Origin of the sequence: Rhodococcus oryzae, assembly GCF_005049235.1 — a bacterium.
GTDB classification, from domain to species: Bacteria; Actinomycetota; Actinomycetes; order Mycobacteriales; family Mycobacteriaceae; genus Rhodococcus_G; species Rhodococcus_G oryzae.
The window spans coordinates 32,842-55,885 of the sequence record NZ_SUMD01000002.1 but is presented as its reverse complement, the minus strand read 5'-3'; the positions used below and the strand labels follow the sequence as shown (position 1 = coordinate 55,885).

Genomic DNA, 23,044 nt, shown 5'->3' with positions numbered 1-23,044 from the left:
CGGGCCGGTAACGGCCGACAACTGAACGGCGAACCCGCCGTCCCGACAGCTCGGGGCGGCGGGTTCGCTGCGTAACGGGGTGATTTCCCGGCCTGTCGGTCATATGGACGAATGTTCAGAAAAGCGGGTACGTATCCGTTTTGTGACGGTTAGGCTTCCGGCGATTCTGTGATGTGAGTCACGCCACTGCAACCCACTTCGGTGGGCCGTTCAGGAGGTAACCGTGCTCTTGTCCATGACCCGTCGCCTTGCGACACCGATCGTCGCGGCAACAGCCGCGATGGGACTGCTGCTCGGCGGAGCCGTCACCGCCGCCGCCGATCCGCCGCCGCCGGCCTCGTCGGGCGACCAGTCGGCCGACAACCTGCGATGGAACCTCGGCCTGACCGCCGTGAACGGGACCGCGGTCAACCCCGCAACGCCGGGTGTCAACATCGTCCACCCGGGCGACACCGTGACCTACACCGCCAAGATCTGGAAGACCGCAGGCATCGGCCGGTACATGACCGCGATCCGGCAGATCCAGCCCGCCGGTTTCGAGTACCTCTCGCACACGGTGAGCAAGCAGTCGACCGTCACCAACGAGGGCGCCGCGGGCGTCAAGGCGACGTGTTCCGGGGGCGGTTGCAACTCGGTGCCGATCCTGGGCAACAAGGGCTACCTCGACAACGTGAACTTCGACGTCACCTACAAGATCCCCACGACCCAGCCCTTCGGTGACTACAACGCCGGCTTCGTGTTCGACGTCTTCGCGTTCAGCACGCAGTCGGGCGCCAACCCGGCCGGCGCGTGGGTGCGTGTCGTCGACCCCGCTGTCAACACCACCACCGACCTGCAGGTCCCGGCGACCGCCAAGACCGGCACCCCGGTCGACCTCACCGCGAACGTCGGGCCGGCCAATGCGGTCGGCACCGTGCAGTTCAAGGACGGTGCCGCGAACATCGGCGGCCCCGTCGGCGTGGCCAACGGCAATGCGACCCTGTCACACACGTTTGATTCGGTTGGCGCACATAGCATCTCGGCCGTGTTCACCGCGGGACCGGGCTTCCATGACTCGACCTCCGGGGTGAAGACCGTCGACGTCACCGCCGACACCTCGACCGCGATCCAGGTGGCGGCCACCGCGCTGGTCGGCGACGACGTCCAGGTCACCGCGACGGTCACCCCCGCGACCGCGGTCGGCACCGTGCAGTTCAAGGACGGCGCGACCAACGTCGGTGAGCCGGTTCCCGTGGTCAACGGCACGGCCTCGATCACCCGCAAGTTCGACGAGGCGGGCACCCACAGCTTCGTGGGCGTCTTCACCGGCACCGCCGGATTCACCGACTCGGTGTCTCCGCCCGCCGAACTGATCGTCAAGGACCCCGACTGGGGCACCACCACCACCGTGCTCGAGCCGGTCACCGCGGTCGTCGGCACCTCGGTGAACCTGTCGGCCACCGTGCACCCGATCCCGAGCGGCGGCACCGTCAAGTTCCTCGTCAACGGCACCGAGGTGGGTACCGCACCGGTTGGCACCGGTGACGGCGTCGCGATCCTGCCGCACACCTTCGGCGCAGCGGGCACCGCCAACGTGGTCGCCGAGTTCACCGGCACCACCGGCTTCACCGGATCCACCTCGCCCGGCTTCACCGTCACCGTGAACGACCCGGACACCCGTGAGGCCACCACCACGGCCCTTGCGGTCACCGGCAACGCGGCCGTCGGACAGGCCATGCAGTTCAAGGCGACCGTCGCGCCCGCGGGTGCCAACGGCACCGTGCAGTTCAAGGTCGGCACCACCCCGATCGGTGGCCCGGTGGCCGTCGTCAACGGCGTGGCCACCATGTCCCACACCTTCGCGGAGGAGGGCACCTACGGCGTCACCGCCACCTTCACCGGGGGCGCCGGGTTCAAGGACTCGGTCTCCGGTCCGTCCGTGGTGAATGTCGCGGCCGCGGGGACCCCCGGTGGCACGGGCAGCCTCGACACCGGATCGCTGTCCAGCCTCTTCGGTAGCTAGCCGATCCACCCCCACGACCGGCCCGGGGCGCGACGCGCGCGCCCCGGGCCCGGGTGGGGATCCAGACTTTCCCCTATCTCAGGAGAATTCATGCAGAACAAGAGAATTCGGCGGATAGCGACTCCGATCACCGCGGCGGCCGTCGTCGGGATCACCGTGTTCGGCGGCATGCCTGCCCAGGCCGCCCCGATCACAACCAACTTCACCGCCGCCTGCCTCGCGACCCCGTCGGCCGTCGCCGGACCGCAGGTGCAGGCGCAGCCGTCGTCGGTGACGATCGATGCCCCTGCGAGCGTCGATGCCGGCCAGGAGTACGAGGTCACCGTCGCGCCCCCGCCGATCACCTATCCCAACTCGGTGTCGGGGGCGAGCGTGCAGAACGTCTCGCGGATCAAGATCGACATCGACGTGCCACAGAATGCGGAGTTCCTCGGTGCGGACATCGTGCCCGGTACCAGCGCCGGACTCAGTGGCGTCACACCTAATGTGCTGCGGGTCAACGAGAACGGCACTGTCGACCCGAACGGGACCGTCATCCGGCTCTCGGGCAACAATGCCACCATCGGAAACGGTCCCAACTCCAGCAAGAGCTCCGAGGGCGGCATCGTCGCGCCCGCGGCGGGCGGCGCGAACACCACCTTCCAGCTGCCCAAGGTCAAGGCTCGGCTGCGGGCGGGTGCGTCCGGGAACGTCCAGATCAAGCTCCGCACCGGCGGTGACGCGGGGGCGTGGGCCAACGACAAGAACTTCCTGACGTTCCTGCCGAAGGCGACCCTGTTCATCACCGCATGGGCCCCGACCCAGTGCTCCCCGCGTGACAGTGAGAGCGCGCCCCTCAACGGGGGTGCCGGCCCGCTCGCGACGACCAGCATCGCCGAGGCGGACAAGGCCACCAGCACCACCCTCGCGGGCCCGGGCAGCGCCAAGAACGGCACCCCGGTCACCCTGACCGCCAACGTCGCACCCGCGGCGAACGGCGGTACGGTGCAGTTCAAGGACGGTGACGCCCCGCTCGGCGACCCGATCGCGCTGGCGGGCAGCAACGCAGCCATCACGACGACGTTCACCGCCGACGGCGACCACCCGATCACCGCGGTCTATTCCGGCGCATCCGGATTCGTGGGATCCACCTCGGCGGTCAAGATCGTCAAGGTCACCACCGACGCGCCGCCGGAAACGGCGACCACCACCACGGTCGAGGCCCCGGCCAACGCCAAGGTCGGCCAGGACGTGAACCTCACCGCGCGGGTCACCCCCGAGGGCACCGGCGGCACGGTGAACTTCACCGTCGACGGCGGGGCCCCGGTGACCGGCATGGTCGGCACCGACGGCATCGCCGTGGCGCCGTACACCTTCACCACGACCGGAACCCACAGGGTGGTCGCGAAGTTCAGCGGCGCACAGGGTTTCGCGCCGTCGACCTCGCCCGCCTTCCCGGTGAGCGTCACGACGCCGGCGCCCGCGGACGTGGAGACCACCACAACGCTCGCGGCACCCGGCACCGTGGAGAAGAACGTCCCGGTGACGCTGAGGGCGACGGTCGACCCGGCCAACGCCAAGGGCAAGGTGCAGTTCAAGATCGGCACCGCGCTGATCGGCGGCCCGGTCGACGTGGTCGACGGTGTCGCGACGCTGCCCACCACGTTCCACAACTCCGGCACGTACAACGTCACTGCGGAGTTCACCGGCGACGCCGGGTTCACCAGTTCCGCCTCTGCTCCGCAGACGCTGACGGTGCCCGGTGCCACCGGTCCGGGTAACGGCGGCGGACTCGGCAGCCTGGAGAGCATCTTCGGCTCCTGATCGAGGCCGAGCGCTCGGGGTGCGTCGCCGGCTCACGTCCGGCGGCGCACCCGCCGCTCTCCGCGGGGAGGCCCCGCTACACCCCCGCGGTGAGCGCGACGGTCAGCGGAACGACCGTCAGACAGCAGATCGCGGCCGCGAAGAGGGTGATGACCAGCCCTCGATTCCAGCGGCCGCGGGCGCCGCTGGCCGCCGTCACGAACAGGACGAACCCGACGCAGACGGAGGCTATCGTCACGAGTACGGCGGCATCGACCATGGTTCGATTCTGCCCCGCTTCGGGGGTGGGCCCGCGTGCACCCCGGGGGTATCGCTCGGAGGGTGATCTCGGCGCGCGAAAACCCCGGGGTCTGCGGTAGCGTCTCGTTCATCGTCTGTGCATCTTTTTGATACCTCCCGCGGGCAGTATGGGCTGGCCGGACCGGGAATCGGAAGGAAAGAGGGGGCTCGCACAATGCGCCTGAAGAAATCCATCGCAGTGCTGTCCGCATTCGCTGCTGCCACCGTGGGGACGGTGCTCTCCGGCACGGCCGCCCAGGCCGATCCGGCCGGAGGCAATTGCCCGAGCATGTATGTGGTGGCCGTCCCGGGTACCTGGGAGACCTCAACGCAGCCGGACAAGCGTCCCGGCCCCGGCATGCTCGCCGCCGTGACGAACGCGCTTCCCGCGTCGAAGATCCGGTCCGACTACGTCACCTACGCCGCGACCGCGTTTCCCTGGGAGGGGGAGGTGTACGGGGCATCGAAGAAGCAGGCCACCGACAATGCGCGGGGGATGCTGGAGGCGATGCAGAAGGCCTGCGCCAATACGCGTTTCGGCATCATCGGCTACAGCCAGGGCGCGGACGCGGCGGGCGATCTGGCCGCGGAGATCGGCACCGGCACCAGCACCATCCGCCCCGAGAAGGTGGCGGCCGTCGGGCTGCTCTCCGACCCGCGCCGCGCGGACAGCGACGTGCTGATCGGCCCGGCCGTGCCGGGCATCGGCTCGGGCGGCCCGCGAATCGGCGGGTTCGGCTGGCTCAGCGATCGCACGGTGACCTTCTGCGCACCCGGGGACCTGTACTGCGCGACCGAGCGCACCGACTTCGTCACGCGGCTGGCCGGCTTCCTCGCACAGAACTCGGATCCGGGCTCCTCGGATTCCCCGCGTTACGGCGACGAGGCGACGATGATCTGGAACGACCTGCTCGGCGCGGGCGGCATCCCGACGCTGCAGAACCAGCTCACCGATGAGGCGAACAAAGGCCGCCGGAAGCAGCTCGAACGGTTCTACGGGTCGGGAGCGCACCAGGACTACCAGGGGTACGCGGTCGACAAAGCGGGGAACACCCCGACCACCTGGTTGGCGGGCTGGCTGCGCGACCGCGCCTGATCGACTGGGGCTTGCCCCGCCGATCACCTCATAGCGATCACGCGATGAACCCGCTGCTCATCGCGTGATCGACCGGCCCCCGGGCAGGGGCAACACCGGATTTCTGGTCAAGTGGGGCCAGGGTCCGGCACAATGCCCTGCGACACGGCGGACAGCCCCGCCACGTTGTCGGCGCGAGGGAGCAGCGGCATGCGATCGTCAGGTGAAGCGGCCTTGGGCGCGCGGGAGCTCGTGGTCGCGCTCGCGTCGGCGATGGAGGCGCAGAGCGAGCAACTCGCGGCGCGGGTGATCGATCGGCTGACCTCCGAGATCGAGGAGGCCAGGGATCCGCTGATCGCCACCATGCAGGTCGCCACCACAGTGGAGTCGCTGGCCTCGATCCGCCAGATCCTGCAGCACCGGATCGAGGCGGGGCGCACCGACGCGCCCGCGACGGCGATCGAGTACGCGCGGCAGCTCGCGCAACGCGGGGTCTCGCTCGCCGCGATGGAGCGGGCCAACCGCCTGTCCACGGACACCGTGATGCGGTGGTGCCTCGAACAGATGGAACTGCTCAGCGACGACGCTGCGGTGGTCGCGCAGGCCGCGCTGCTGATCATGACCGACACGGCCGGCTACGGCGATCGGGTGGCACACCAGCTCGCGGCCGCCTACGAGACCGAGCGCGCGCTGTGGCTGCGTCGCGGCAGCATCTCCCGTGAGGCCTGCATCGGACAGCTCCTGACGGGCCGGGCCACGGACCTGCCCGCCGCCGAGCTGACCCTCGGATATCGGCTGGCCCAGCGGCATCTGGCGCTGGCGGTGTGGACCGAGCGGGCCGAATCCAGGGACGGCGGGACGAGTTTTCTCGAGCGGTCGGTCGGCGCCCTGGCGGAACGGCTCGGCTGCAACGGCCCACCGCTGGTCCTGCCGCGCGCCGACAACGAGGTGTGGGCCTGGTTGCCCGTCGGGCCGTCGGTCGACCTCTCCGCGATCGGGCCGATCGTGTCCGCCTGGGAGCACCCGGTCACGCTCGCGGTCGGGGTGCCTGCCGAGGGGGTGGCCGGATTCCGTCGCACCCACGAGCAGGCGATGTCGGCGCAGCTGGTGGCGCAGAACTCGGCGCGTCGGGGCCCGCTCGTCGTCTCGAGCGCGGACGTCGGCGCGATCGCGTTGATGTGCGCGGACATGCCGGCCACCGTGAGGTGGGTGCGCGACATCCTCGGTCCGCTGTCCGTGGACGATGCCGCAAGCTATCGGCTGCGGCAGACGATCCGCGTGTTCCTGGCCAACGGCGCCAGCTACACCGCGACCGCGGAACAGCTGAACATGCACAAGAACTCGGTGGTGTACCGGCTCCGCAAGGCGGAGGATCAGCTCGGGCACAAGCTCCGCGACGGCCACCTCGACCTGGAAATCGCTCTGGCGCTGTGTCATTGGCTCGGCGCGGCCGTGCTCGAGGCGGGACCGGATTCGGCCGCCTCGAGCACGGGCGGCTAGCGGACCAGGCTCAGCGGTTCCCGTGTCGCCGTCTTGACGAAGTAGGCGATCTCGTCGATCGCGCGCTGCGCCTCCGGCACCACGTCGGCTGCCGCCTGGAACACGTGCACCTGCCTGCGCCACACCTGGAGCTCGCAGGGCACGCCCGCCTCGGCGAGCCGGTCGGCCATCAGTTCGGAATCGGGCAGCAACAGCTCGTGCGACCCGACCTGGATCAGCACCGGCGGCAGCCCCCGCAGGTCGCTGTCGACCGGGCACAGCCGCGAACGGTTGCGGAGCGACCCCGACCGGCTGTCGGCCCGGTCGGAGATGCGGGCGAGCTCGTCGAGCGCGTGGCTCGGGAGCATGGCGTCGCGGCCCGCGTTGCGGTGCTCGGTCTTGCGTGCCGGATCCATCTCGGTGAGGGGCGAGAGCGCGACGATGCCGGCCGGGCCGGGCAGGCCCTGCTCACGGAGGGCCAGCGGGATCATGAAGGACAGGTAGCCGCCCGCCGAGTCGCCCGCGATGACGATCTGATCGGGTCGGTAGCCCTTGGCCAGCAGCCAGCGGTAGCCGTTGACCCCGTCGTCGACCGCCTCGCCGATGCTGTGCGTCGGGAGCATCCGGTAGTCGACCATCAGGACCGGCGCCTGTGCGGCGGACGAGATCCGCGAGACCAGGCGCTGGTGGGTGCCGACCCCGCAGAACATGAATCCGCCGCCGTGCAGGTACAGGACGACGCGATCGCTGTCGGCGCCGTCCGCCTCGACCCACTGTGCGCTGCAGTTGTCGAGCAGGATGGTGTGGCTGCGGGTGCCCTCGATCGGCGGGTGCATCAGGGCGCCCATGTCGTCGAGGAACTTCAACGGCCAGGGCAGCGCCGACGCCTTCGCCCACATCGAGATGACCGGGCGCACCGTCATCCGCAGTGCCTGGGCCAGTAAGCGCGACTGCATGCTGGTGCCGTGGATCTCCTGGCGATCAACCGTGGTCGGGAGGTGGCCCGGCTGCGGCGCGACCGCGCCGTCGACGAACCGGGCCCGCACCGAACCGAACTCGCGGTCGCCGGCATTGACAAACTCCACAACTTCACTGCTGGTCACGTAGACATCCTTGGGGCTTCGCAGGGAACGCGATCGTCATCGGTGCGCGCGGCGCTGAGGCCGCCTGCGCGGTCAAAATGTGATGGCGGTCACTGACATTTCAAGGACACTAGGGCGGATCGCCCGCCGTGCCACCGGGCGCATCGCACGAGAAATCCGACCGCTTCTGTACTGAGCGTCCAGTTTTTACGTACAAGCGTCCAGTTCGGGGTTCGGATAACCCCGCGGAGGGCTTACGCGGGCAAGTAGCGTTACCGGAAACGGCCGCACGGGGTGGCCTGAGAGAAGGGGAGCCGATGTCGGATCTGAAGGTGGTGGCCACCATCGCCGCGAAGCCCGGTTCGGAAGAGATCGTGCGGGACGGCCTGTCCACCCTCGCCGCCGCCAGTCGTGGCGAGGCCGGCTGCCTCGGCTACGAGCTCTACGAATCGTCGGCCGCCCCCGGCACGTTCGTCACGGTCGAGGTGTGGACCGGCCAGGAGGCACTGCAGGCGCACATGGCGACGCCGCACCTGCAGGCCGCGTTGGGCACCTTCGGCGCCCACCTGGCGGGTGCGCCGCAGATCCACCCGCTGACCCCGATCGAGGTCTGAGTCCGGTACCCGGACCGGGTCGTTACGGGCGGTGCCGGATCAGCAGGTCCCGCACATGGCCGGTCTCGTTGACCGAGGCCACCCGGGCATTGCCGTTGCGGGACACCAGGACACGGGTGATCGACGCATAGTCGATCGGGAAGGTCAGCGGGCGGTCGAGGCTGAGTAGGCCCTGCAGGTACACGTTGATGACGCCGCCGTGCGCGAACACGGCCACGGTGTCGTCGTGGTCGGCCCCCGCGACCACTCGGTCCAGGCCCTCGTGGACCCGGGACCGGAACTCCCGCTCGTCGACGAAGTCGGGGAGGTGCCCGGCCAGGATGCGGGCATAGGCGTCCGGCGCGATCGTCTTGGCCTCGTGGATGGGCACGTAGTGCGCACGGCCGTGGTCGTATTCGGCGAGCCGGGCATCGGAGGCCACGGTCAGTCCGCGGGCCGCCGCGACCGGCGCCGCCGTCTCGAGGGCGCGCCGCTGCGGGCTGCTGACGATCGCGGAGATCGGGTACGGGTCGAGGGCGCCTGCCAGACGCCCGGCCTGGGCGTGACCCTCCGCTGTCAGGCCCGGGTCCGCGCCGTCGGCGGACTCGGCCGAGAGGATTCGTTCGGGAAGCGCATGGCGGATCAACAGCAATTGCACCCGGTCAGACTGTCATGCTCGCGATCAGTGCCGCGACCGAGGCCGGCCGGTCCGCCATCATGTTGTGCCGCGCGGGCCGCAGCGATTCGAACCCGGCGCCGAGCCGGTCGGCGAGCCGCCGCTGCGCCCGGACCCAGCGCCCCGACCGGCCGGAGTCGGCGGCCACGACCAGGGTCGCGGGCAGGGGGCCGAGCGGGCGGAGCCGCTCGAGCTCCGCGCCCAGGTCCGGGTACGCCGCGTTCTCGATCAGGGCCGATCGCAGGTAGTCGGGGTCGGTGAAGGTCAGTCGGATCCACTCGACCGCTTCCGCGTCGGGAGCGCCGTGGGTAACCAGGCGCACCCACGGCCCGGCCAGGCGCTGGAGCCCGCACGCCGAGGCGCCCCGAGCGAGGCCGGTCGAGACGCCGAGCCGCCATCGGCGGGGGAGTGCGAGGGGGTGGCGCGCGGCGATGCTGGCGTCGAGCAGCACCAGGGCCGCGGCCCGCCCGGGGTACGTCCGCGCGAATCCCTCGGCATACCAGCCGCCCATCGAATGGCCCACCACTGTCACGGGCCCGCGCACCCCGACCGCGTCGAGCACCGCACCGATCCGGTCGGACTCCCCGCGGACCGTCGGCGGCTCGTCGGAGGCGGGACTGAGCCCGAAGCCGGGCCGGTCGAACCGCACCACGGTGCAGGCGCGGGCGAGCAGGGCCGCGACCCCGTCCCAGTCGAACCAGTTGCCCGCGAGCCCGCCGACGAGCATCACCGTCGGCCCGGACCCCTCCACCATCACGTGCAGGGATCGGCCGCCGACCTCGACGAGGGTGCCGGGTGGTTTCACGTGGAACCCCGTCGGCCTTCCTGCGCGGTGAGCAGTGCGGCGAACACGATCCAGGCGGTGACCGAGATCAGCTGCAGTCGCTGTGCGTAGCCGAGGAGCCAGACCTCGTCGCCCCGCCCGTCCATGTCGACGGCGAAGAGTGTCCAGACGGTGCCAATCGAATAGAGGGCGACGACCCCCAGACCGAACCAACGCAGCGGGCGCGGCAATCCGTAGCGGTAGGCGGCGAGGATGAAGGCGAAAACCGACACGGCCGCGGCGGTCGCGGCGGCCGAGCTGGTCACGGCGTGCAGCGACCGGACGGCGTGCAGCAGGCCGGCCTCCTCGCGGCCGGCGCACTCGCTGCTGCCGTGGGCGGAACAGGCCAGCGGCATCCGGGAGTCGAGGAACGTGCTGACCGCGAACACAGCCATTCCGATCCAGCCGATCGTGGTGAGCAGCCGGCGCGGGCGCAGCGCCAGGCCGAATCCCGCCGCGGTGGCGAGCACGATGCCGGTGAGCAGGTCCCCGGTGCGGAAGAGGAATCCGTACGGCTGATCCAGCGCGGCGAGTTCGCTGACGTATGCCCGGCTCGGGTCCAGGCCCGTCGGCAGCACCCACTCCAGCATCCAGGACGAGTACAGCACCGCCCCCAGCACCAGCAGGCCGATCAGGATCCGGCGGATCCACTTCTGGGTGTCGGGCGCGGTGTCGGTGTCGGTCACTGGCGCGGCTTGGCCAGGGGGAACGCCAGTGATTCCCGAATGCTGCCGCCGGTGATGAGCATGACGATCCGGTCCACACCCATCCCGATCCCGCCGGTGGGCGGCATCGCGTGCTCGAGGGCCTGCAGGAAGTCCTCGTCCAGCTCCATCGCCTCCTCGTCGCCGCCCGCCGCCAGCAGCGACTGCTCGGTGAGTCGCCTGCGCTGGTCGACCGGATCGGTGAGCTCGCTGTAGGCGGTGCCGAGTTCGACGCCCCAGGCCACCAGGTCCCACTTCGCGGCGACGCCGGGGATGGTGGGGTGGGGCCGGGTCAGCGGCGACATCGAGGTGGGGAAGTTGGTGTAGAAGGTGGGGAACTCGGTCTGGTCCTCCACCAGGTGTTCGTACATCTCCTGCGCGACCGCGCCTGCGTCCCAATCGGACTGGTGCGGGATCCCGTTCTCGTCGCACAGCCGCCGCAGTTCCTCGATGGGGGTCTCCGGGGTCACCTCGACGCCCAGCTTCTCGGCGACCGCGCCGTGCATGGTCTTGACCGGCCACTCGCCGGAGATGTCGACCTCGACCGGTGTGCCGTCGGGCCCGGGGCGCAGGATGATCTCCCGGCCGTGTGCGGCCACCGCCGCCGCCTGGATCAGCTCCCTGCACAGCACCATCATCCGCTCGTAGTCGCTGTGCGCCTCGTACGCCTCCAGGATCGTGAACTCGGGGTTGTGCTTGAAGTCCACTCCCTCGTTGCGGAACACCCGGCCGATCTCGAAGACCCGCTCCATGCCCGCCACGCACAGCCGCTTGAGGTAGAGCTCCGGCGCGATGCGCAGGTACAGGTCCAGGTTGTAGGCATTGATGTGGGTGATGAACGGCGCCGCGTTCGCGCCGCCGTGCACCTGCTGCAGGATCGGGGTCTCGACCTCCATGAAGGCGCGCGAGGTGAGCGAGTCCCGCAGCGACTTCACCACCGCGCTGCGGGCTGTGAGCAGGTCGCGGGCCTCGGCATTGATGGCGAGGTCCAGGTAGCGCTGACGCACCCGGGTCTCGGGGTCCGACAGACCCTTCCACTTGTCCGGCAGCGGGTGCAGGCACTTGCCGTTCATCCGCCACTCGGCGGCGAGCACGGACAGCTCGCCCTTGCGGCTGCGGCCGATGGTGCCGCTCACCTCGATGAGGTCGCCGAGGTCGAAGTCGGCGGTGAACTCGTCGAGCCGGTCGCCGACGGTGGTGCGGTCGAACAGCACCTGCAGGTCGCCGGACCAGTCGCGAACCTCGGCGAACGCGACACCGCCGTAGGCGCGGATCCGCATGAGCCGCCCGGCGATCCGGACCCGGGTGCCCTCCGGTGACGAGGCTGCCGCGGCGACGGTGTGGGTGGGCGGGTAGGCCACCGGGTACGGATCGATGCCATGGGCGGCCATCCGGTCCAGCTTGTCCATCCGCACCCGGACCTGTTCCGGGCGCCGGGGTCCGACCGTCTCCGTGGCGAGCGCGGCGACGTCGTCGGGCGCACTGCCGTCCGAGTGCAGCAATCCCGCCGCCGCCACGGACTGCGGCACCGCGATGCGGGTACCGGTGTGCTTGCTGATGTCGCGGCGCCGCCACCGCGGCAGCGTGACGAAACCCTCCGCCACCGCGGACGCCATGCCGACCTTCGGCAGCACCCGGCTGTCGGAGAAGCACAGGTAGCGCGGGGCCCAATCCGGTTGGTACTTCACGTTGGAGCGGTACAACGCCTCGAGCTGCCACCACTTGGAGAAGAACACCAGGATCGATCGCCACACCCGCAGCACCGGCCCGGCGCCGATCCGGGCACCCTCCTCGAAGACCGACCGGAACACCGCGAAGTTCAGCGACACCTTGTTGACACCGAACCGGTCCGCGCCGGTGGCGAGCTCGGTCACCATCAGCTCCACGACACCGTTGGGCGCCTTCGGGTTCCGGCGCATCAGATCGAGCGACACCCCGGTCAGACCCCACGGCACCAGCGAGAGCATGCCGAGGACCTCGCCGTCGGCGGAGTCGTCCCCGGCCGGGTCCGTCTCTCCGATGGCCTCGACCAGTAGGCAGTCGCCGTCGGCGACGTCGCCGAGCCTGCCGAGGGCCATCGAGAAGCCGCGCTCGGTCTCGGTGTCGCGCCAGGCGTCCGCCCTGGCGATCACCTTCGCCATCTCCTCGGGCGGGATGTCGCGATGGCGTCGGATGCGAACGGTGACGCCCTGCTTGCGAACCCGATTGACCGCCTGCCGGACCTGACGCATCTCGCGTCCGTTGAGGTTGAACTCGCGGGTGTACAGGATCGCCTCGTCGCCGAGCTGGAGGACTGTCAGCCCCGCGCGCGCGTAGGCGGTGGCGCCGAGCTCGCTTGCCCCCATCACCGCAGGGGTCCACCCGTAATTGGAGGCCAGGTCCAGCCACGCGTCCACCGCGTGTGGCCAGGCCTCCTCGTCGCCGATCGGGTCACCGCTGGCCAGGCAGACGCCGAGCTCGACCCGATAGGTCACTGCCGCCTTGCCGCTCGGCGCGAAGATCACCGCCTTGTCGCGGCGGGTCGCGAAGTAGCCGAGCGAATCGTCGGCGCCAGAGCGGGCCAGCAGTCCGCGCAGCGCCGACTCGTCGTCGCCGGTCAGTGCGTTGTCCGATCGCTGTGATCGGAACAGGGTGACCACCGCGGCCAGCAACGCGAGGGCACCGAGCAGCCCGAGGAGGGTGCTGACGAAACCGTGTGTGCGCCCGTCGAACTGCTCGTTTTCCAAGACGACGCCGCCGAAGACGCGGTTGAGCGACCAGAGCAGCCGCTGATCAGACGGCAGGGTGCCAGGGAACAGCTCGACCAGGGCCCAGCCGAGCAGGGTGCCGATGGCGAGGCCGAGGAGCAGCACCCCGAGCGCCTTCCAGCCCGCGCCGCGCCTGACCCGCGTGTAGAACTCCTTGCGCGCGGCGATGAGCACGCCGATCACCGCGAGGTGGACGACGAGGGCCAGCGCCGCGTTCATGTTCCGCTCGGCGATGGTCTGGGCGAGATTGGTGAGGGCGATGAGGATCAGATAGACGGTGAGCAGCCACCACGCGATGCGCTTGCGACTGGCGAGCGCCGCCGCGAGCAGCGCCAGCACCAGGGCCCAGACGATGCTGGTGTCCGGTGCGTCGAAGTAGTAATTGTTGACGTACTCGCGTGGCGTCCGGACGAGGTACCGCAGCACGGGCGAGATGCTCCACAGGAAGACCAGGGTCGCGTAGACGCCGATCACCAGGCCGGCGATGTGCGGCACCTCTCGGAAGTGCCCGGTGGTCGGTCTGCCCAGCCGCCGGGGTGCCGGATGAGCGGACTCGAGCGACGTTTCGGTCGTGGTGGTCGGCGTCATCTACCCAGTGTGAAGGGTTCTCCGTCGGTGTGGGGGATGATGAGCGAGTGCCTGCGCCCCAAGATGTACCGATCCGCGACGAGTCGATCCGCCTCGGCCAGTTCCTCAAACTGGCGAACCTGATCGAATCCGGCGCCGATGCCAAGTCCGTCATCGCCGACGGTCTGGTCAGCGTGAACGGCGAGGAAGAGGTCCGCCGTGGCCGCCAGCTGCACGAGGGCGACGTGGTGGAGATCGGTGGGATCAGCGTGCGGGTGTCGCGCTAGAGGGTCGTCTGAGCGACCGCGCTCTCGAAGTCGGCGTGCGGATTCGACACGATGAGAGCCGATCCGTCCATGGCGACGCGACCGTGCGCGAGTTTGTCGGTCTGAGGAAGCGTGAACAGGCCCGCGAAGAACACGGCAACCGAGCTGAAGAAGACGATCGTCATCAGCACGTCCTCGCCTCGGCCCCTGAGCGCGAAGAGCGTGCAGAACAGAAGCAGGCCGGCCACGATCGCAAGCAGAGAGTATGCGAAGCGGTTCCGTCGGTGACGCAGGCATTCATCGCAGAACGGCCACTCATCCCAGAGGAACAGCGACTGCGCCCGGACGCGATTCCACTCGACAATTTGCCAAAAGGCGATGAAGCAAGTGATGCGCTTCCATCGGGGATAGCCCGGTCCCGTGAACGGCAGTACCGGCACTGACGAAAAATGCGTACTGCGGCGTTCTGCCGTGATCTGTCCGTGTGCAACGCATACGTTCGGTACGGGATGGATGAGCTCGTAGTTCCGGGCGCGCAGTATGCCTTTCGTTGCTGTCGGCATCTGGAACTCGTCATCAGCCTGTGGACGAATCGGAAGGCGAATCTCCGGAGGCGGGGCAGCTGGCACTGGCGAATGATTGCGTATGCGGTGGCCGAGCGTGCAGTTGTCGGGGCATCGCCCGAGTGGGCACTCCGACAACTGCACGCTCGGCGGTCAGACCACGAGCGGGACGAGGGCCTTGCGATCGGTGGGGTAGTCCTCGAACTTCTCGCGGTACCACTTGTGGGTCGCGATGGCCCGGGGGATCAGGTTGCCCGCGGTGATCAGGAAGATGACGACGCCGGCCAGCGACCAGGTCAGCAGGGCGAACCCGGCCCAGGCGATGAGCTCGCCGAGGTACGCCGGGCTGGTGACGAACCGGAACCCGCCGCCGTACGGGATCTTGTACTCCGTCGCGCCGGGGTTCTGCTTGTCCCGGAGATTGCGCACGATCGACTCGGACGACACCAGCAGGGCGAATCCGCCCAGGTAGATGACCACGCCGATCAGGAAGCGGGGATCGGTCAGCCACTCGGTTCCGTACTGGTTCAGGTAGTCGTGGCTGAAGAAGGCACCGTTGAGGTAGCCGTGCATGCAGGTCACCAGCATGCCCATGCCGATAACGGAGACGTTGAAGGTGCTGCGCTTGCCCGGGACCTGCCGGATCGACAGCGGGAAGAACCAGCCGCGGTTCGCATAGTGCAGCAGCCAGATCCCGGCGAGCACCAGCGAGGTGGGCTCGAACCGGTTCGGGCCGGTCAGGAAGAAGATCGCGAACACCACCGTCGCGGGGATCTCCATCAGCCACCAGCCCAGCTTCGGGTTGAGGTTGAACCCGAGGTTGGTCGAGCTGAATCGGCCGTATGAACTCTGGGCGAAGAAGCCGCCGACGATGACGAACGCCGCGAAGGCGAAGGCGATCGTCAGGACGGTGTCGTAGACCGTGTTCCCGGTGTACCAGTGCATCGAGATCCTTCATCGTGCGAGCGGCCTGCTCGGCCACGTTCCAGGCGGCGACGCCGGACTGGCGACGCTCAAACTGGAACACGTTCTACCATGTCTCGATTCCGTCCGCGGCGCTATCGCGCGATCGGTGCACTTGCGACAGGCCCTGGCACTGGCTCGGTTTGGCCCCGAAGGCGAGGCGGGGCGCGCGAATCGACGGCACGCCCCGCCCGGCATAGTCCGAGAAAATTGAACGCGGACCGGTCCTACTCGACGTACTGCTGCTCGAACTCGGCGGTCGGCGGGGTCGTTGTGATGACGTCGATCAGGACGCCGTCGGGACCGGCGATGATGAAATGCCGTTGCCCGAAGTCCTCTGTCCGGATGTCGAGTACCGCGCGGCGACCCCCGAGCGTCACGAGCCGCTCGTACTCGGCGTCCACATCGTCGACCTCGAAATTGAGGATCAGGCCCTGCGCGCGCGATCGGTGCCCGTCGGGGATGGTCTCGTGGGTGTGGTCGAGGATCGCGAGTTCGAGGTCGGGTTCGCGTCGAAGGCTTACGTACCAATCGGATTCGAACGTCGTCTCGAAGTCGAACCAGTGGCGGAAGAAGTCCGCCGACTCGCCGACTGCGTCCGTGCAGATCACCGGATAGAAGCTCGTCTTGGCCATGTAGCTCTCCGTTCAAGATAGATACGTACGCAATGTATGTGTCTGAACATACGCATACACTGCGTATGTATCAATGGGTCATCGAAGGGGTGGGCTTGAGTCCGTCGAAGAAGGAACAGAGCGCTACGACAACGCGAGCCCTGCTCGCGGTGGCCGTCGAGATGTTCGCCGACCGTGGGTTCGGCGCGGTTGGACTCGATGACGTCGCAAAGCAATCCGGCCTCACCCGGGGTGCCGTCTACCACCATTTCGGCAGCAAGGCCGGGCTGTTCGATGCCGTCGTGGACCAGGTGCAGCGAGAGGTCGCCGAGCGGGTGAGTCACGCCGCGGCCGGGGCGGGGAACCTGTGGGACGCCCTCGTTGAGGGCTGCCACGAGTTCGTTCGCGCCGGGTCGGATCCCAGGATCCATCGGATCATGTTGATCGACGCGCCTGCCGTGCTCGGATGGCAGCGCTGGCGCGAACTCGACGCGGCCAACTCGGGTCGCCTGCTACAGGAGGTGCTCGACGAGTTGCAGACGGAGGGCACGATCTGTCCCGGCCTCGCCGCACCGGCCGCGCACCTGCTGTCCGGTGCGATGAACGAGGCGGTGCTCTGGGTGGCACAGTCGGAGACCCCCGATCGGGACCGGGACTCGGCGCTGGCGACGCTCGACCGTCTGCTCGGCTCCCTGCGTCAGCGCTGACCTCGCCGAGTGTGCAGCTACCGCACGTCTCACTCGGCCGATGCCCCGACAACTGCACACTCGGCGCGGTCGGTAGTTCCGTGCGGACGTGTCCGAATTGTCTACGAATCCTGGGGTTTTCGCCTCGCGTGACGTGGACGTGAACCCGCGGCGTCAGCAATTCCCTCCCGGTTCACGGGGAGGACACGAAGCATGCACGAAGTACGTCCATGCGCTGAATAGCGTCCGGTCATCGTTGTTCATCGATGAAGGGATCGGACGTGACCACCTCACCACTCAACCGCAGGGCGTTCCTCGGACGCACCGCGCTCACCGGGCTCGGCGTCGCTCTCGCGGGAAGCGTCGACACCCTGTTCCGGCCCCAGGTCGCGGCCGCGGTGCCGGGGAAGGCGGCCGGCTACGGTCCGCTCGTTCCCGACCCCAACAAGATCCTTTCGCTGCCCGCGGGCTTCTCCTACACGGTCGTCTCACGCTCGGGTGAGACCCTGCTCGACGACGGTTCGCCGGTCCCGAGCGACCCCGATGCGAACGGCGTGTTCGCGAACGGCAACGGTGCGACCATCGTGACCAACCACGAGGTCGGCAGCAACGAGCCCTTCGGTGTCCCGGTGGTCGCCGGCCTCACCTACGACCCCGGTGCACGCGGAGGCACCACCACCGCCACGGTCGGCCCGAACGGCGCGCGCCAGGGCCAGTACGTGAGCGTGGCCGGAACCGTGAACAACTGTGCGGGTGGCATCACCCCATGGGGCACCTGGCTCACCTGCGAGGAAACCGAGGCCCGCGCCGGGTCGAACGGCTTCACCCTCGCCCACGGCTACGTCTTCGAGGTCGACCCGGCCGGCCAGGCCGCGAACGTCGGCAAGAGCCCGATTCCACTGAAGTTCCTCGGCCGGTACGCGCACGAGGCGGTCGCCGTCGACCCGGCGACGAGTGCCATCTACCTCACCGAGGACGCATCCAGCCCCAACGGCCTGTACTACCGGTGGACGCCGCCGCAGGGCTTCGTCGGCGGCCGTGGCGCGCTCCACGCCCTCGCCCAGTCGCCCGGCGGGGATACCGCGGGCAGGCTGCAGGCGATGAAGTGCCTCTCCGGCGGCACCCACGTGCCGGACCTGGCGCAGGCCACGGTGCCGGGCGTCCGCTACAGCGTGCAGTGGGTCGACGTCCCCGACCGCGACGCGAAGTCCACGTCGGTGCGCAAGCAGTTCACGAACGACCAGGTCACCCGCAGCCGCAAGCTCGAGGGCCAGTGGTGGGGCGACGGCGGTGTGTACTTCGTCGCCAGCTTCGCCCGCACCAGCGACGGCAGCGTCGCCGAACACGACGGCCAGGTCTGGTTCTACGACCCCGCCACCGAGACGGTCGAGCTCAAGACCCTGTTCGGTGTGAACCCGGACCCGTCCGTCGACACCGGTAACTACGACGGCCCCGACAACATCACCGTTTCCCCGCACGGCGGCATGATCCTCGCCGAGGACGGCGAGGGCATCAGCCACCTGATCGGCGTGACGGAGGACGGGCAGCCGTTCCAGATCGCCCGTAACGAGCTGAACGACAGCGAGTTCTGCGGTCCGGCGTTCAGCGTCGACGGGAAGACCCTGTACGCGAACATTCAGACGCCCGGTCTGGTCCTCGCGATCACCGGGCCGTGGCGTCGCCGCACGAGCTTCCCGTTCGGCTCGTAACCGTGTGATGGGTGACCGCGGCGAGGGTCGGGGGAGCTCGAGACCCGATGACCCCCGTCGCGGTCACCCACTCGTGACGGCGGCCGGGCACTGTTGCAACGAGTCCCGCGGTGCCACACTGGATGGGTCGGTCACGTCTTCTCGAAGGGCGGCGCGGCGATGAGGACAACACCACAGCGCAGAAGGTCTCGATGCCCGGTTCGGGTCATCGTCGCGGCGGTCGTGATGATGGTGCTGCACATGGGATTCGGCGGCGTGACTGCCTCGGCCGTCCAGATGGTGCGGACGCAGGGCGGCGCGGTGTCCGCGGTCGCGAACGTCTCCACCCACCAGTTCACGGTCAGCATCGGGGGTCAGGTGGTGCGAACGATGCCCGCGTCGATGGGCAAGCCGGGACACGAGACCCCGCTGGGCACCTTCGAAGTGCTCGAGAAGGACCGATATCTGGTGATGGACTCGTCGACGTACGGGGTCCCGGTCGATTCCCCGGAGGGATACCGCATCGACACCGAGTTCGCGGTCCGGCTCACCTGGGGCGGGATCTACGTGCATTCCGCGCCGTGGTCGGTCGATTCGCAGGGCTACGAGAACGTCAGCCACGGCTGCATCAACCTCAGCCCCGAGAACGCGCGGTGGTTCTACGAGAACGTGCAGGTCGGGGACACGGTCGTCATCGTCGACTGAACGCGAACGGCCCGGGCGGACCATCGTCGCACCCGGGCCGAACACGCTGATCTGTGGTGGTCAGTCCTCCGCGCGGACGACGACGCCGTCGTCGTCGCTGTAGACCATCTCGCCCGGGTTGAAGGTGACGCCGCCGAAGGTGACCGGCACGTTCTTCTCGCCGGAGCCGGTCTGGGTGCTCTTGCGCGGGTTGGTGCCGAGGGCCTTGATGCCGATCTCGAGGGTGCGCAGGATCGCCGAGTCGCGGACCGCGCCGTTGACGATCACGCCCGCCCAGCCGTTGGCGACGCCCTTGCCGCCGATGATGTCGCCGACCAGCGCGGTGTGCACGCTCGCGTCGCCGTCGACCACGAGCACGCCGCCGTTGCCGGGCTCGCCGAGGGTCTGCTTCACCAGCAGGTTGTCCTGGAAGCACTTGATGGTGGTGATGCGGCCGGAAAAGACTGCGCGACCGCCGATTTGGATGAACTGAGTGTCACAGCTGCGGATGTCGGGGCCGATCTCGTCGGCCAGATCTGCGGTGGCTACCTGCTCAGTCATCTGTTCTTCCCTTCGTCTGTTGAACGCATCCACCCTAGTTCGCCGCGGGCCCTCCGCGGCCGTGGCGCTGCTCATAGTCGTCGCGGGTGCTGTCCGCCCGCCGCTGCGCCTTCTCGTTGAGCAGTTCCGGGTCCAGGCCGTGGGCGAGCAGCCGGTGCCTGCGGTAGATGTTCATCAGCGCGATCGCGAAATACAGCACCGGGAACAGCAACAGCGCCATCATCGCCAGCGGGATCCATCGCTCGCCGGGGATGAGCAGGTAGAACGCGAGGAACAGCGGGATCAGCGGCAGTGTGAAACGCAGCACGTAGCGCACCGAAGCGCCGGGGCCCACCAGGTCGTTGCGGACCCAGTCCTGCATGGAGTCGGGCAGGGTGCGGCCGAACAGGTAGCCGAGGTACTGCGTGAAGGAGGGTTTGCGCTGGTCGGGCATGGTCATAGGGTAAGGCACCCCTGGCCGGACCCGAGCGCCGCTTGGTGGCGGAAGGTCCGGTGACGCCTGCCCCGAAACCGCCGGCTCGGGGCGAGGTCGGGGGGACCGCAACTTGCAGACCGACCGGTACGTGTCCTAAATTTCTGGTTTGCTCCCATCCGGGGGCACCGGCGGCTTGTTGTGGCGGCCCCGGAGGCAACACCGCAGCGAGACCGGCTCCGACTCGGGGCAGGCAATGTATTCCGGGGGGAATATGTATTTCGGGGGAATTGTCCCGCGCTCTGCGCCGGACCAGGTCGTCTGTCGCGTCCCGCGCCGTCCGGCGCAGACCCGTCGTGCTCTCGACCGACACGGTTCTTCTCCACTTCGCTGACCCTACAAATACGTCATCCATCCGCGGCTAAGCCGATCGGCGGCACCGCGCGGCCCACTGTGGCCTGGGATCGCGTCGGCACCACCACGACCTCACGTGGTGGTGCCACCACCACGAACATCGAAGGAGAACCCATGAACCACCACAGAGGCGCCCGTCATCGCGCGCGCACCGAGCGCGCGACGGTGGTGGGTGTGATCCCGCTGGCGATCGCGATCACCTGCGCGGGACCGGCTTTCGCCCAGCCCGGCGTGATGGTGCCGGAGGCCGAGCAGCCCGGCGTGGTGGCGGAATCCGCCCCCGAGCCCGCACCGGCGCCCGAGGCCGAGCCCGCCGCCCCGGAGCCGAAGACCTACTGGATCGCCCCTCCGGTCGAGTACGCCGAGGTGCCGACCCGGCCGGTGCCCACCTACGACTACACCGAGTACTCCGAGCCCGTCGCACCGGTTCAGATCCAGGAACTGCACCTGCCCGTCGCGGTCGAGGTGGTGGCCCCCATCGAGGCGCCGAAGGAGCGGCTGCGGATCGGTGACTACGTCTCCGATCAGCCGAACTGGCTCTCCGACGAGTACCTCAACCGCACGAACAACACCTCCGCCGTGATCGAGGCGCAGGTCAACACGTTCTGGAAGTCCATCGGTGTTGACGCAGAGCGTAGTGACCGCATCGCCGCGGCGACGGTCGGCGGCGCCGCGGCCGGCGCCGTCACCGGAGCGCTTGCCGCCGGTGTCCCCGCCGCGACCGTGGGCGGGCTCGTCGGCGGGACCATCGGGGGAGTCGCCGGTGCGAACGTGGTTCCGGGCGCCTGGGCCATCGCCCTCCCCGTCGGCGTGACGACAGGCATCGTAGGAACCGCCGCAGGAGCCGCCATCGGCGCCGCCGCGGCCGGAATCCCCGCCGCAGTGGTCGGCGGAGTGGCAGGCGGCGTGGCTGGAGGTCTCGCGGGCACCGCCTTCGGCGCCGGAGACAGCCTCGGCACCCCGACCGAGTTCGTCCTCCCGAACGTCACCGAGCCCGACGCCGCGGCACTCAAGCTGCAGGCAGGCGAGGAGTACGCCCGGCTAGCCATGGAGCAGCCCGCCGCGGCCACCGCCGCCGTCGATGCGGTCGTTGCGGCCCCGCAGCTCGCGGACCAGGTCACCGCCCAGGCGGTCGCGGCCCGCGAGGCCACCCTCGCCCAGCCGGGCGGCGAGCAGGTCATCGCCGGGCTCGACGCAGCCGCGGTGGAGCTGAATCACGCGTTCGGTCCCGTCGCGGGCATGGTCGGCGAGGCGTTGGCCGCGGGTCGGGACGGCCTGGCCGTCTAGGGTCGCCAGCGCACCGGCAACAGGAGGTCCGACATCGTGGGCACACGACAACCGCCGCCGGGCGGGCGATTCGGCGAATCGTCGTCAGATCAGCGTCGCCCGCCCCCGTGGGTCCCGATCGCCGGCCAGAAACCGGATACCTCCGCCCCCGGCGCACCCGGTGCCTGGTTCGACAAACCGCAGGATGGTGCGCCGCCGGTCATCGACACCGGATGGGTGCCGCCGCAGTCCCAGCCGGGGTGGCTGCGGCGGCACCGGTTCGACGTGGCGCTGGCCGCCGCCGTCGCGGTGGTCGTCGCGGGCGGGGCGGCGACCGCGCTGCTGCTGGCCGACCGGGGATCGTCGGACGGCACGGTCTCGCCCGCCACCTCTCCCGCCGCGGCCGAGTCCGGCGAGTCCGACGAGGCGACGTGGTGCGATGGATTCGCCGACGGCGAGGTGGTCTCGCGCGACTCGTCGGACCGCGGCGCCGCGGCGATCGCCGGGTTCGAGGACGCCTACTACGTGGCCCGCGACGGGGTCCGGGCCCGCAGCTATGTCGCGCCCAACGCGCTCGTCGCCTCCGCGGAGCAGATCGGGCAGGGAATCTCCCAGATCCCGGTCGGCACAACGCATTGCCTGCTCGTGAAGCGGATCGGCGAGGGTCGGTACGCGGTCGACGTGTTCGACCGGCGTCCCGACAACAGTGCGAATCACTACCGCCACACCTTCACCACCGCGGCGGACCCGGGGTCGCCGACCGGGGTCGCCATCACGTCCATCACGCTTCGAGAGGGGAAGTGACCCGGCATGAGCCGCGGCTACACGGATTCGACCCGCACCTGGGCGATCCATACCTATCAGCAGACCCGCGACCAGTACCGGTCGCGGCTGGAATGCTGCGCCGCCATCGCCGCGGACGTCGGAGCGCACGCGAACACCGTGGTGCGCTGGGTCAACGACGAGCTGGGCCGGCCGCGAGTCGTGTCGGAGGAGGACCTCCCGCAGCGGGTCCGGGCCCTCGAGAGTGAGGTCCGCAGGCTCAGGCAGGCGAATCGGGAACTGAGCGAGCGTATTTCGCTCACCTGATCCGCATC

Annotated in this window: 22 protein-coding genes and 1 pseudogene; 12 read left to right on the top strand and 11 right to left on the bottom strand. The window is 69.3% G+C overall.

The genetic code is table 11. The features are described 5' to 3' along the window. Positions 1–223: 223 nt before the first annotated feature. Positions 224–2,002, top strand: a complete 1,779-nt coding sequence (locus FCG67_RS03735) for an Ig-like domain-containing protein (protein ID WP_246044817.1) — start codon at positions 224–226, stop codon at positions 2,000–2,002. Positions 2,003–2,092: 90 nt separating this feature from the next. Further along, positions 2,093–3,805 carry an Ig-like domain-containing protein gene (locus FCG67_RS03730; RefSeq protein ID WP_136907302.1) on the top strand — a complete coding sequence of 571 codons (1,713 nt, stop codon included), beginning with the start codon at positions 2,093–2,095 and terminating at the stop codon, positions 3,803–3,805. A 76-nt stretch (positions 3,806–3,881) separates the two neighbouring features. Here the strand turns inward: FCG67_RS03730 and FCG67_RS03725 are convergent, their stop codons facing one another. Continuing rightward, a complete protein-coding gene (locus tag FCG67_RS03725; RefSeq protein ID WP_077043316.1) occupies positions 3,882–4,064 on the bottom strand; it encodes a hypothetical protein in 183 nt (60 codons plus the stop codon). 195 nt (positions 4,065–4,259) lie between these two features. Here FCG67_RS03725 and FCG67_RS03720 point away from each other — a divergent pair, with 195 nt between their 5' ends. Both FCG67_RS03720 and FCG67_RS03715 read left to right on the top strand, forming a co-directional pair. After that, the gene (locus FCG67_RS03720) at positions 4,260–5,180 is read left to right on the top strand and encodes a cutinase family protein (protein ID WP_136907300.1); all 921 of its coding nucleotides are present in this window, start codon (positions 4,260–4,262) and stop codon (positions 5,178–5,180) included. A gap of 189 nt (positions 5,181–5,369) precedes the next feature. Continuing rightward, a complete protein-coding gene (locus FCG67_RS03715; RefSeq protein WP_136907299.1) occupies positions 5,370–6,659 on the top strand; it encodes a PucR family transcriptional regulator in 1,290 nt (429 codons plus the stop codon). Here the strand turns inward: FCG67_RS03715 and FCG67_RS03710 are convergent. Next, positions 6,656–7,741 (bottom strand): alpha/beta hydrolase, encoded by a 1,086-nt coding sequence (locus FCG67_RS03710; protein WP_246044816.1) that lies wholly within the window; start codon positions 7,739–7,741, stop codon positions 6,656–6,658. The genes FCG67_RS03715 and FCG67_RS03710 overlap by 4 nt on opposite strands. A gap of 296 nt (positions 7,742–8,037) precedes the next feature. Here FCG67_RS03710 and FCG67_RS03705 point away from each other — a divergent pair, with 296 nt between their 5' ends. Then, positions 8,038–8,334: a putative quinol monooxygenase gene (locus tag FCG67_RS03705; protein WP_136907297.1), complete on the top strand. Its 297-nt coding sequence runs from the start codon at positions 8,038–8,040 to the stop codon at positions 8,332–8,334. 22 nt (positions 8,335–8,356) lie between these two features. Here the strand turns inward: FCG67_RS03705 and FCG67_RS03700 are convergent, their stop codons facing one another. The 4 genes from FCG67_RS03700 to lysX are packed head-to-tail and all read right to left on the bottom strand — an operon-like array spanning position 8,357 to position 13,851. Then, positions 8,357–8,971, bottom strand: coding sequence for a histidine phosphatase family protein (locus FCG67_RS03700; protein ID WP_136907295.1), 615 nt, complete (start codon positions 8,969–8,971; stop codon positions 8,357–8,359). Between the two features lie 4 nt (positions 8,972–8,975). Then, positions 8,976–9,794: an alpha/beta fold hydrolase gene (locus FCG67_RS03695; protein ID WP_246044815.1), complete on the bottom strand. Its 819-nt coding sequence runs from the start codon at positions 9,792–9,794 to the stop codon at positions 8,976–8,978. Beyond that, the gene (locus tag FCG67_RS03690; protein ID WP_246044814.1) at positions 9,791–10,498 is read right to left on the bottom strand and encodes a DUF998 domain-containing protein; all 708 of its coding nucleotides are present in this window, start codon (positions 10,496–10,498) and stop codon (positions 9,791–9,793) included. The genes FCG67_RS03695 and FCG67_RS03690 overlap by 4 nt, the downstream gene beginning before the upstream one ends. Further along, positions 10,495–13,851, bottom strand: coding sequence for a bifunctional lysylphosphatidylglycerol synthetase/lysine--tRNA ligase LysX (lysX, locus tag FCG67_RS03685; RefSeq protein ID WP_136907294.1), 3,357 nt, complete (start codon positions 13,849–13,851; stop codon positions 10,495–10,497). The genes FCG67_RS03690 and lysX overlap by 4 nt, the downstream gene beginning before the upstream one ends. Before the next feature lie 47 nt (positions 13,852–13,898). On the opposite strand from lysX, the gene FCG67_RS03680 reads away from it, so the two are divergent. After that, the gene (locus tag FCG67_RS03680; RefSeq protein ID WP_097210711.1) at positions 13,899–14,117 is read left to right on the top strand and encodes an RNA-binding S4 domain-containing protein; all 219 of its coding nucleotides are present in this window, start codon (positions 13,899–13,901) and stop codon (positions 14,115–14,117) included. Here the strand turns inward: FCG67_RS03680 and FCG67_RS03675 are convergent. The 3 genes from FCG67_RS03675 to FCG67_RS03665 all read right to left on the bottom strand — a co-directional run bounded on the left by FCG67_RS03675 (position 14,114) and on the right by FCG67_RS03665 (position 16,257). Next, positions 14,114–14,659: a hypothetical protein gene (locus FCG67_RS03675; protein ID WP_136907292.1), complete on the bottom strand. Its 546-nt coding sequence runs from the start codon at positions 14,657–14,659 to the stop codon at positions 14,114–14,116. The two genes, FCG67_RS03680 and FCG67_RS03675, sit on opposite strands and share 4 nt — an antisense overlap. A gap of 153 nt (positions 14,660–14,812) precedes the next feature. After that, positions 14,813–15,604 carry a phosphatidylethanolamine N-methyltransferase family domain-containing protein gene (locus FCG67_RS03670; RefSeq protein ID WP_136907290.1) on the bottom strand — a complete coding sequence of 264 codons (792 nt, stop codon included), beginning with the start codon at positions 15,602–15,604 and terminating at the stop codon, positions 14,813–14,815. A 245-nt stretch (positions 15,605–15,849) separates the two neighbouring features. Continuing rightward, on the bottom strand, positions 15,850–16,257 hold the full coding sequence (locus FCG67_RS03665) for a VOC family protein (protein ID WP_136907288.1): 408 nt from the start codon (positions 16,255–16,257) through the stop codon (positions 15,850–15,852). A gap of 95 nt (positions 16,258–16,352) precedes the next feature. Here FCG67_RS03665 and FCG67_RS03660 point away from each other — a divergent pair, with 95 nt between their 5' ends. From FCG67_RS03660 to FCG67_RS03650, 3 genes and pseudogenes are all read left to right on the top strand, one after another. Beyond that, the gene (locus tag FCG67_RS03660; RefSeq protein ID WP_136907286.1) at positions 16,353–16,943 is read left to right on the top strand and encodes a TetR/AcrR family transcriptional regulator; all 591 of its coding nucleotides are present in this window, start codon (positions 16,353–16,355) and stop codon (positions 16,941–16,943) included. Positions 16,944–17,203: 260 nt separating this feature from the next. Next, positions 17,204–18,631 (top strand): alkaline phosphatase PhoX, encoded by a 1,428-nt coding sequence (locus FCG67_RS03655; RefSeq protein WP_136907285.1) that lies wholly within the window; start codon positions 17,204–17,206, stop codon positions 18,629–18,631. A 291-nt stretch (positions 18,632–18,922) separates the two neighbouring features. Further along, positions 18,923–19,315 (top strand): annotated as a pseudogene (locus FCG67_RS03650) (L,D-transpeptidase); the annotation flags it as partial. A 60-nt stretch (positions 19,316–19,375) separates the two neighbouring features. Here FCG67_RS03650 and rraA read toward each other — a convergent pair. Together rraA and FCG67_RS03640 are read right to left on the bottom strand one after the other, a co-directional pair. Then, positions 19,376–19,855: a ribonuclease E activity regulator RraA gene (rraA, locus tag FCG67_RS03645; protein ID WP_097210705.1), complete on the bottom strand. Its 480-nt coding sequence runs from the start codon at positions 19,853–19,855 to the stop codon at positions 19,376–19,378. A 34-nt stretch (positions 19,856–19,889) separates the two neighbouring features. Next, entirely contained in the window at positions 19,890–20,288 is a 399-nt protein-coding gene (locus tag FCG67_RS03640) for a DUF5313 family protein (RefSeq protein WP_077044011.1), read from the bottom strand. A gap of 507 nt (positions 20,289–20,795) precedes the next feature. Here FCG67_RS03640 and FCG67_RS24875 point away from each other — a divergent pair. Genes FCG67_RS24875 through FCG67_RS03620 form a run of 3 tightly spaced genes read left to right on the top strand, consistent with a single transcriptional unit; the run spans position 20,796 to position 23,036 of the window. Continuing rightward, positions 20,796–21,968, top strand: coding sequence for an insoluble domain protein (locus tag FCG67_RS24875; protein WP_169310436.1), 1,173 nt, complete (start codon positions 20,796–20,798; stop codon positions 21,966–21,968). A gap of 36 nt (positions 21,969–22,004) precedes the next feature. Next, positions 22,005–22,751: a DUF8176 domain-containing protein gene (locus FCG67_RS03625; protein WP_136907277.1), complete on the top strand. Its 747-nt coding sequence runs from the start codon at positions 22,005–22,007 to the stop codon at positions 22,749–22,751. A 6-nt stretch (positions 22,752–22,757) separates the two neighbouring features. Further along, positions 22,758–23,036, top strand: a complete 279-nt coding sequence (locus FCG67_RS03620) for a transposase (protein ID WP_136907275.1) — start codon at positions 22,758–22,760, stop codon at positions 23,034–23,036. The last annotated feature ends 8 nt before the right edge of the window (positions 23,037–23,044 follow it).

What these genes read in the sequence shown, in the direction of transcription:
- FCG67_RS24875 (WP_169310436.1), top strand. Translation starts at nt 20,796, where the DNA reads ATGAACCACCACAGAGGCGCCCGTCATCGCGCGCGCACCGAGCGCGCG.
- FCG67_RS03705 (WP_136907297.1), top strand. Translation starts at nt 8,038, where the DNA reads ATGTCGGATCTGAAGGTGGTGGCCACCATCGCCGCGAAGCCCGGTTCG.
- FCG67_RS03730 (WP_136907302.1), top strand. Translation starts at nt 2,093, where the DNA reads ATGCAGAACAAGAGAATTCGGCGGATAGCGACTCCGATCACCGCGGCG.
- FCG67_RS03665 (WP_136907288.1), bottom strand. Translation starts at nt 16,257, where the DNA reads ATGGCCAAGACGAGCTTCTATCCGGTGATCTGCACGGACGCAGTCGGC.
- FCG67_RS03715 (WP_136907299.1), top strand. Translation starts at nt 5,370, where the DNA reads ATGCGATCGTCAGGTGAAGCGGCCTTGGGCGCGCGGGAGCTCGTGGTC.
- lysX (WP_136907294.1), bottom strand. Translation starts at nt 13,851, where the DNA reads ATGACGCCGACCACCACGACCGAAACGTCGCTCGAGTCCGCTCATCCG.
- FCG67_RS03720 (WP_136907300.1), top strand. Translation starts at nt 4,260, where the DNA reads ATGCGCCTGAAGAAATCCATCGCAGTGCTGTCCGCATTCGCTGCTGCC.
- FCG67_RS03620 (WP_136907275.1), top strand. Translation starts at nt 22,758, where the DNA reads ATGAGCCGCGGCTACACGGATTCGACCCGCACCTGGGCGATCCATACC.
- FCG67_RS03670 (WP_136907290.1), bottom strand. Translation starts at nt 15,604, where the DNA reads ATGCACTGGTACACCGGGAACACGGTCTACGACACCGTCCTGACGATC.
- FCG67_RS03675 (WP_136907292.1), bottom strand. Translation starts at nt 14,659, where the DNA reads ATGCCGACAGCAACGAAAGGCATACTGCGCGCCCGGAACTACGAGCTC.
- rraA (WP_097210705.1), bottom strand. Translation starts at nt 19,855, where the DNA reads ATGACTGAGCAGGTAGCCACCGCAGATCTGGCCGACGAGATCGGCCCC.
- FCG67_RS03725 (WP_077043316.1), bottom strand. Translation starts at nt 4,064, where the DNA reads ATGGTCGATGCCGCCGTACTCGTGACGATAGCCTCCGTCTGCGTCGGG.
- FCG67_RS03640 (WP_077044011.1), bottom strand. Translation starts at nt 20,288, where the DNA reads ATGCCCGACCAGCGCAAACCCTCCTTCACGCAGTACCTCGGCTACCTG.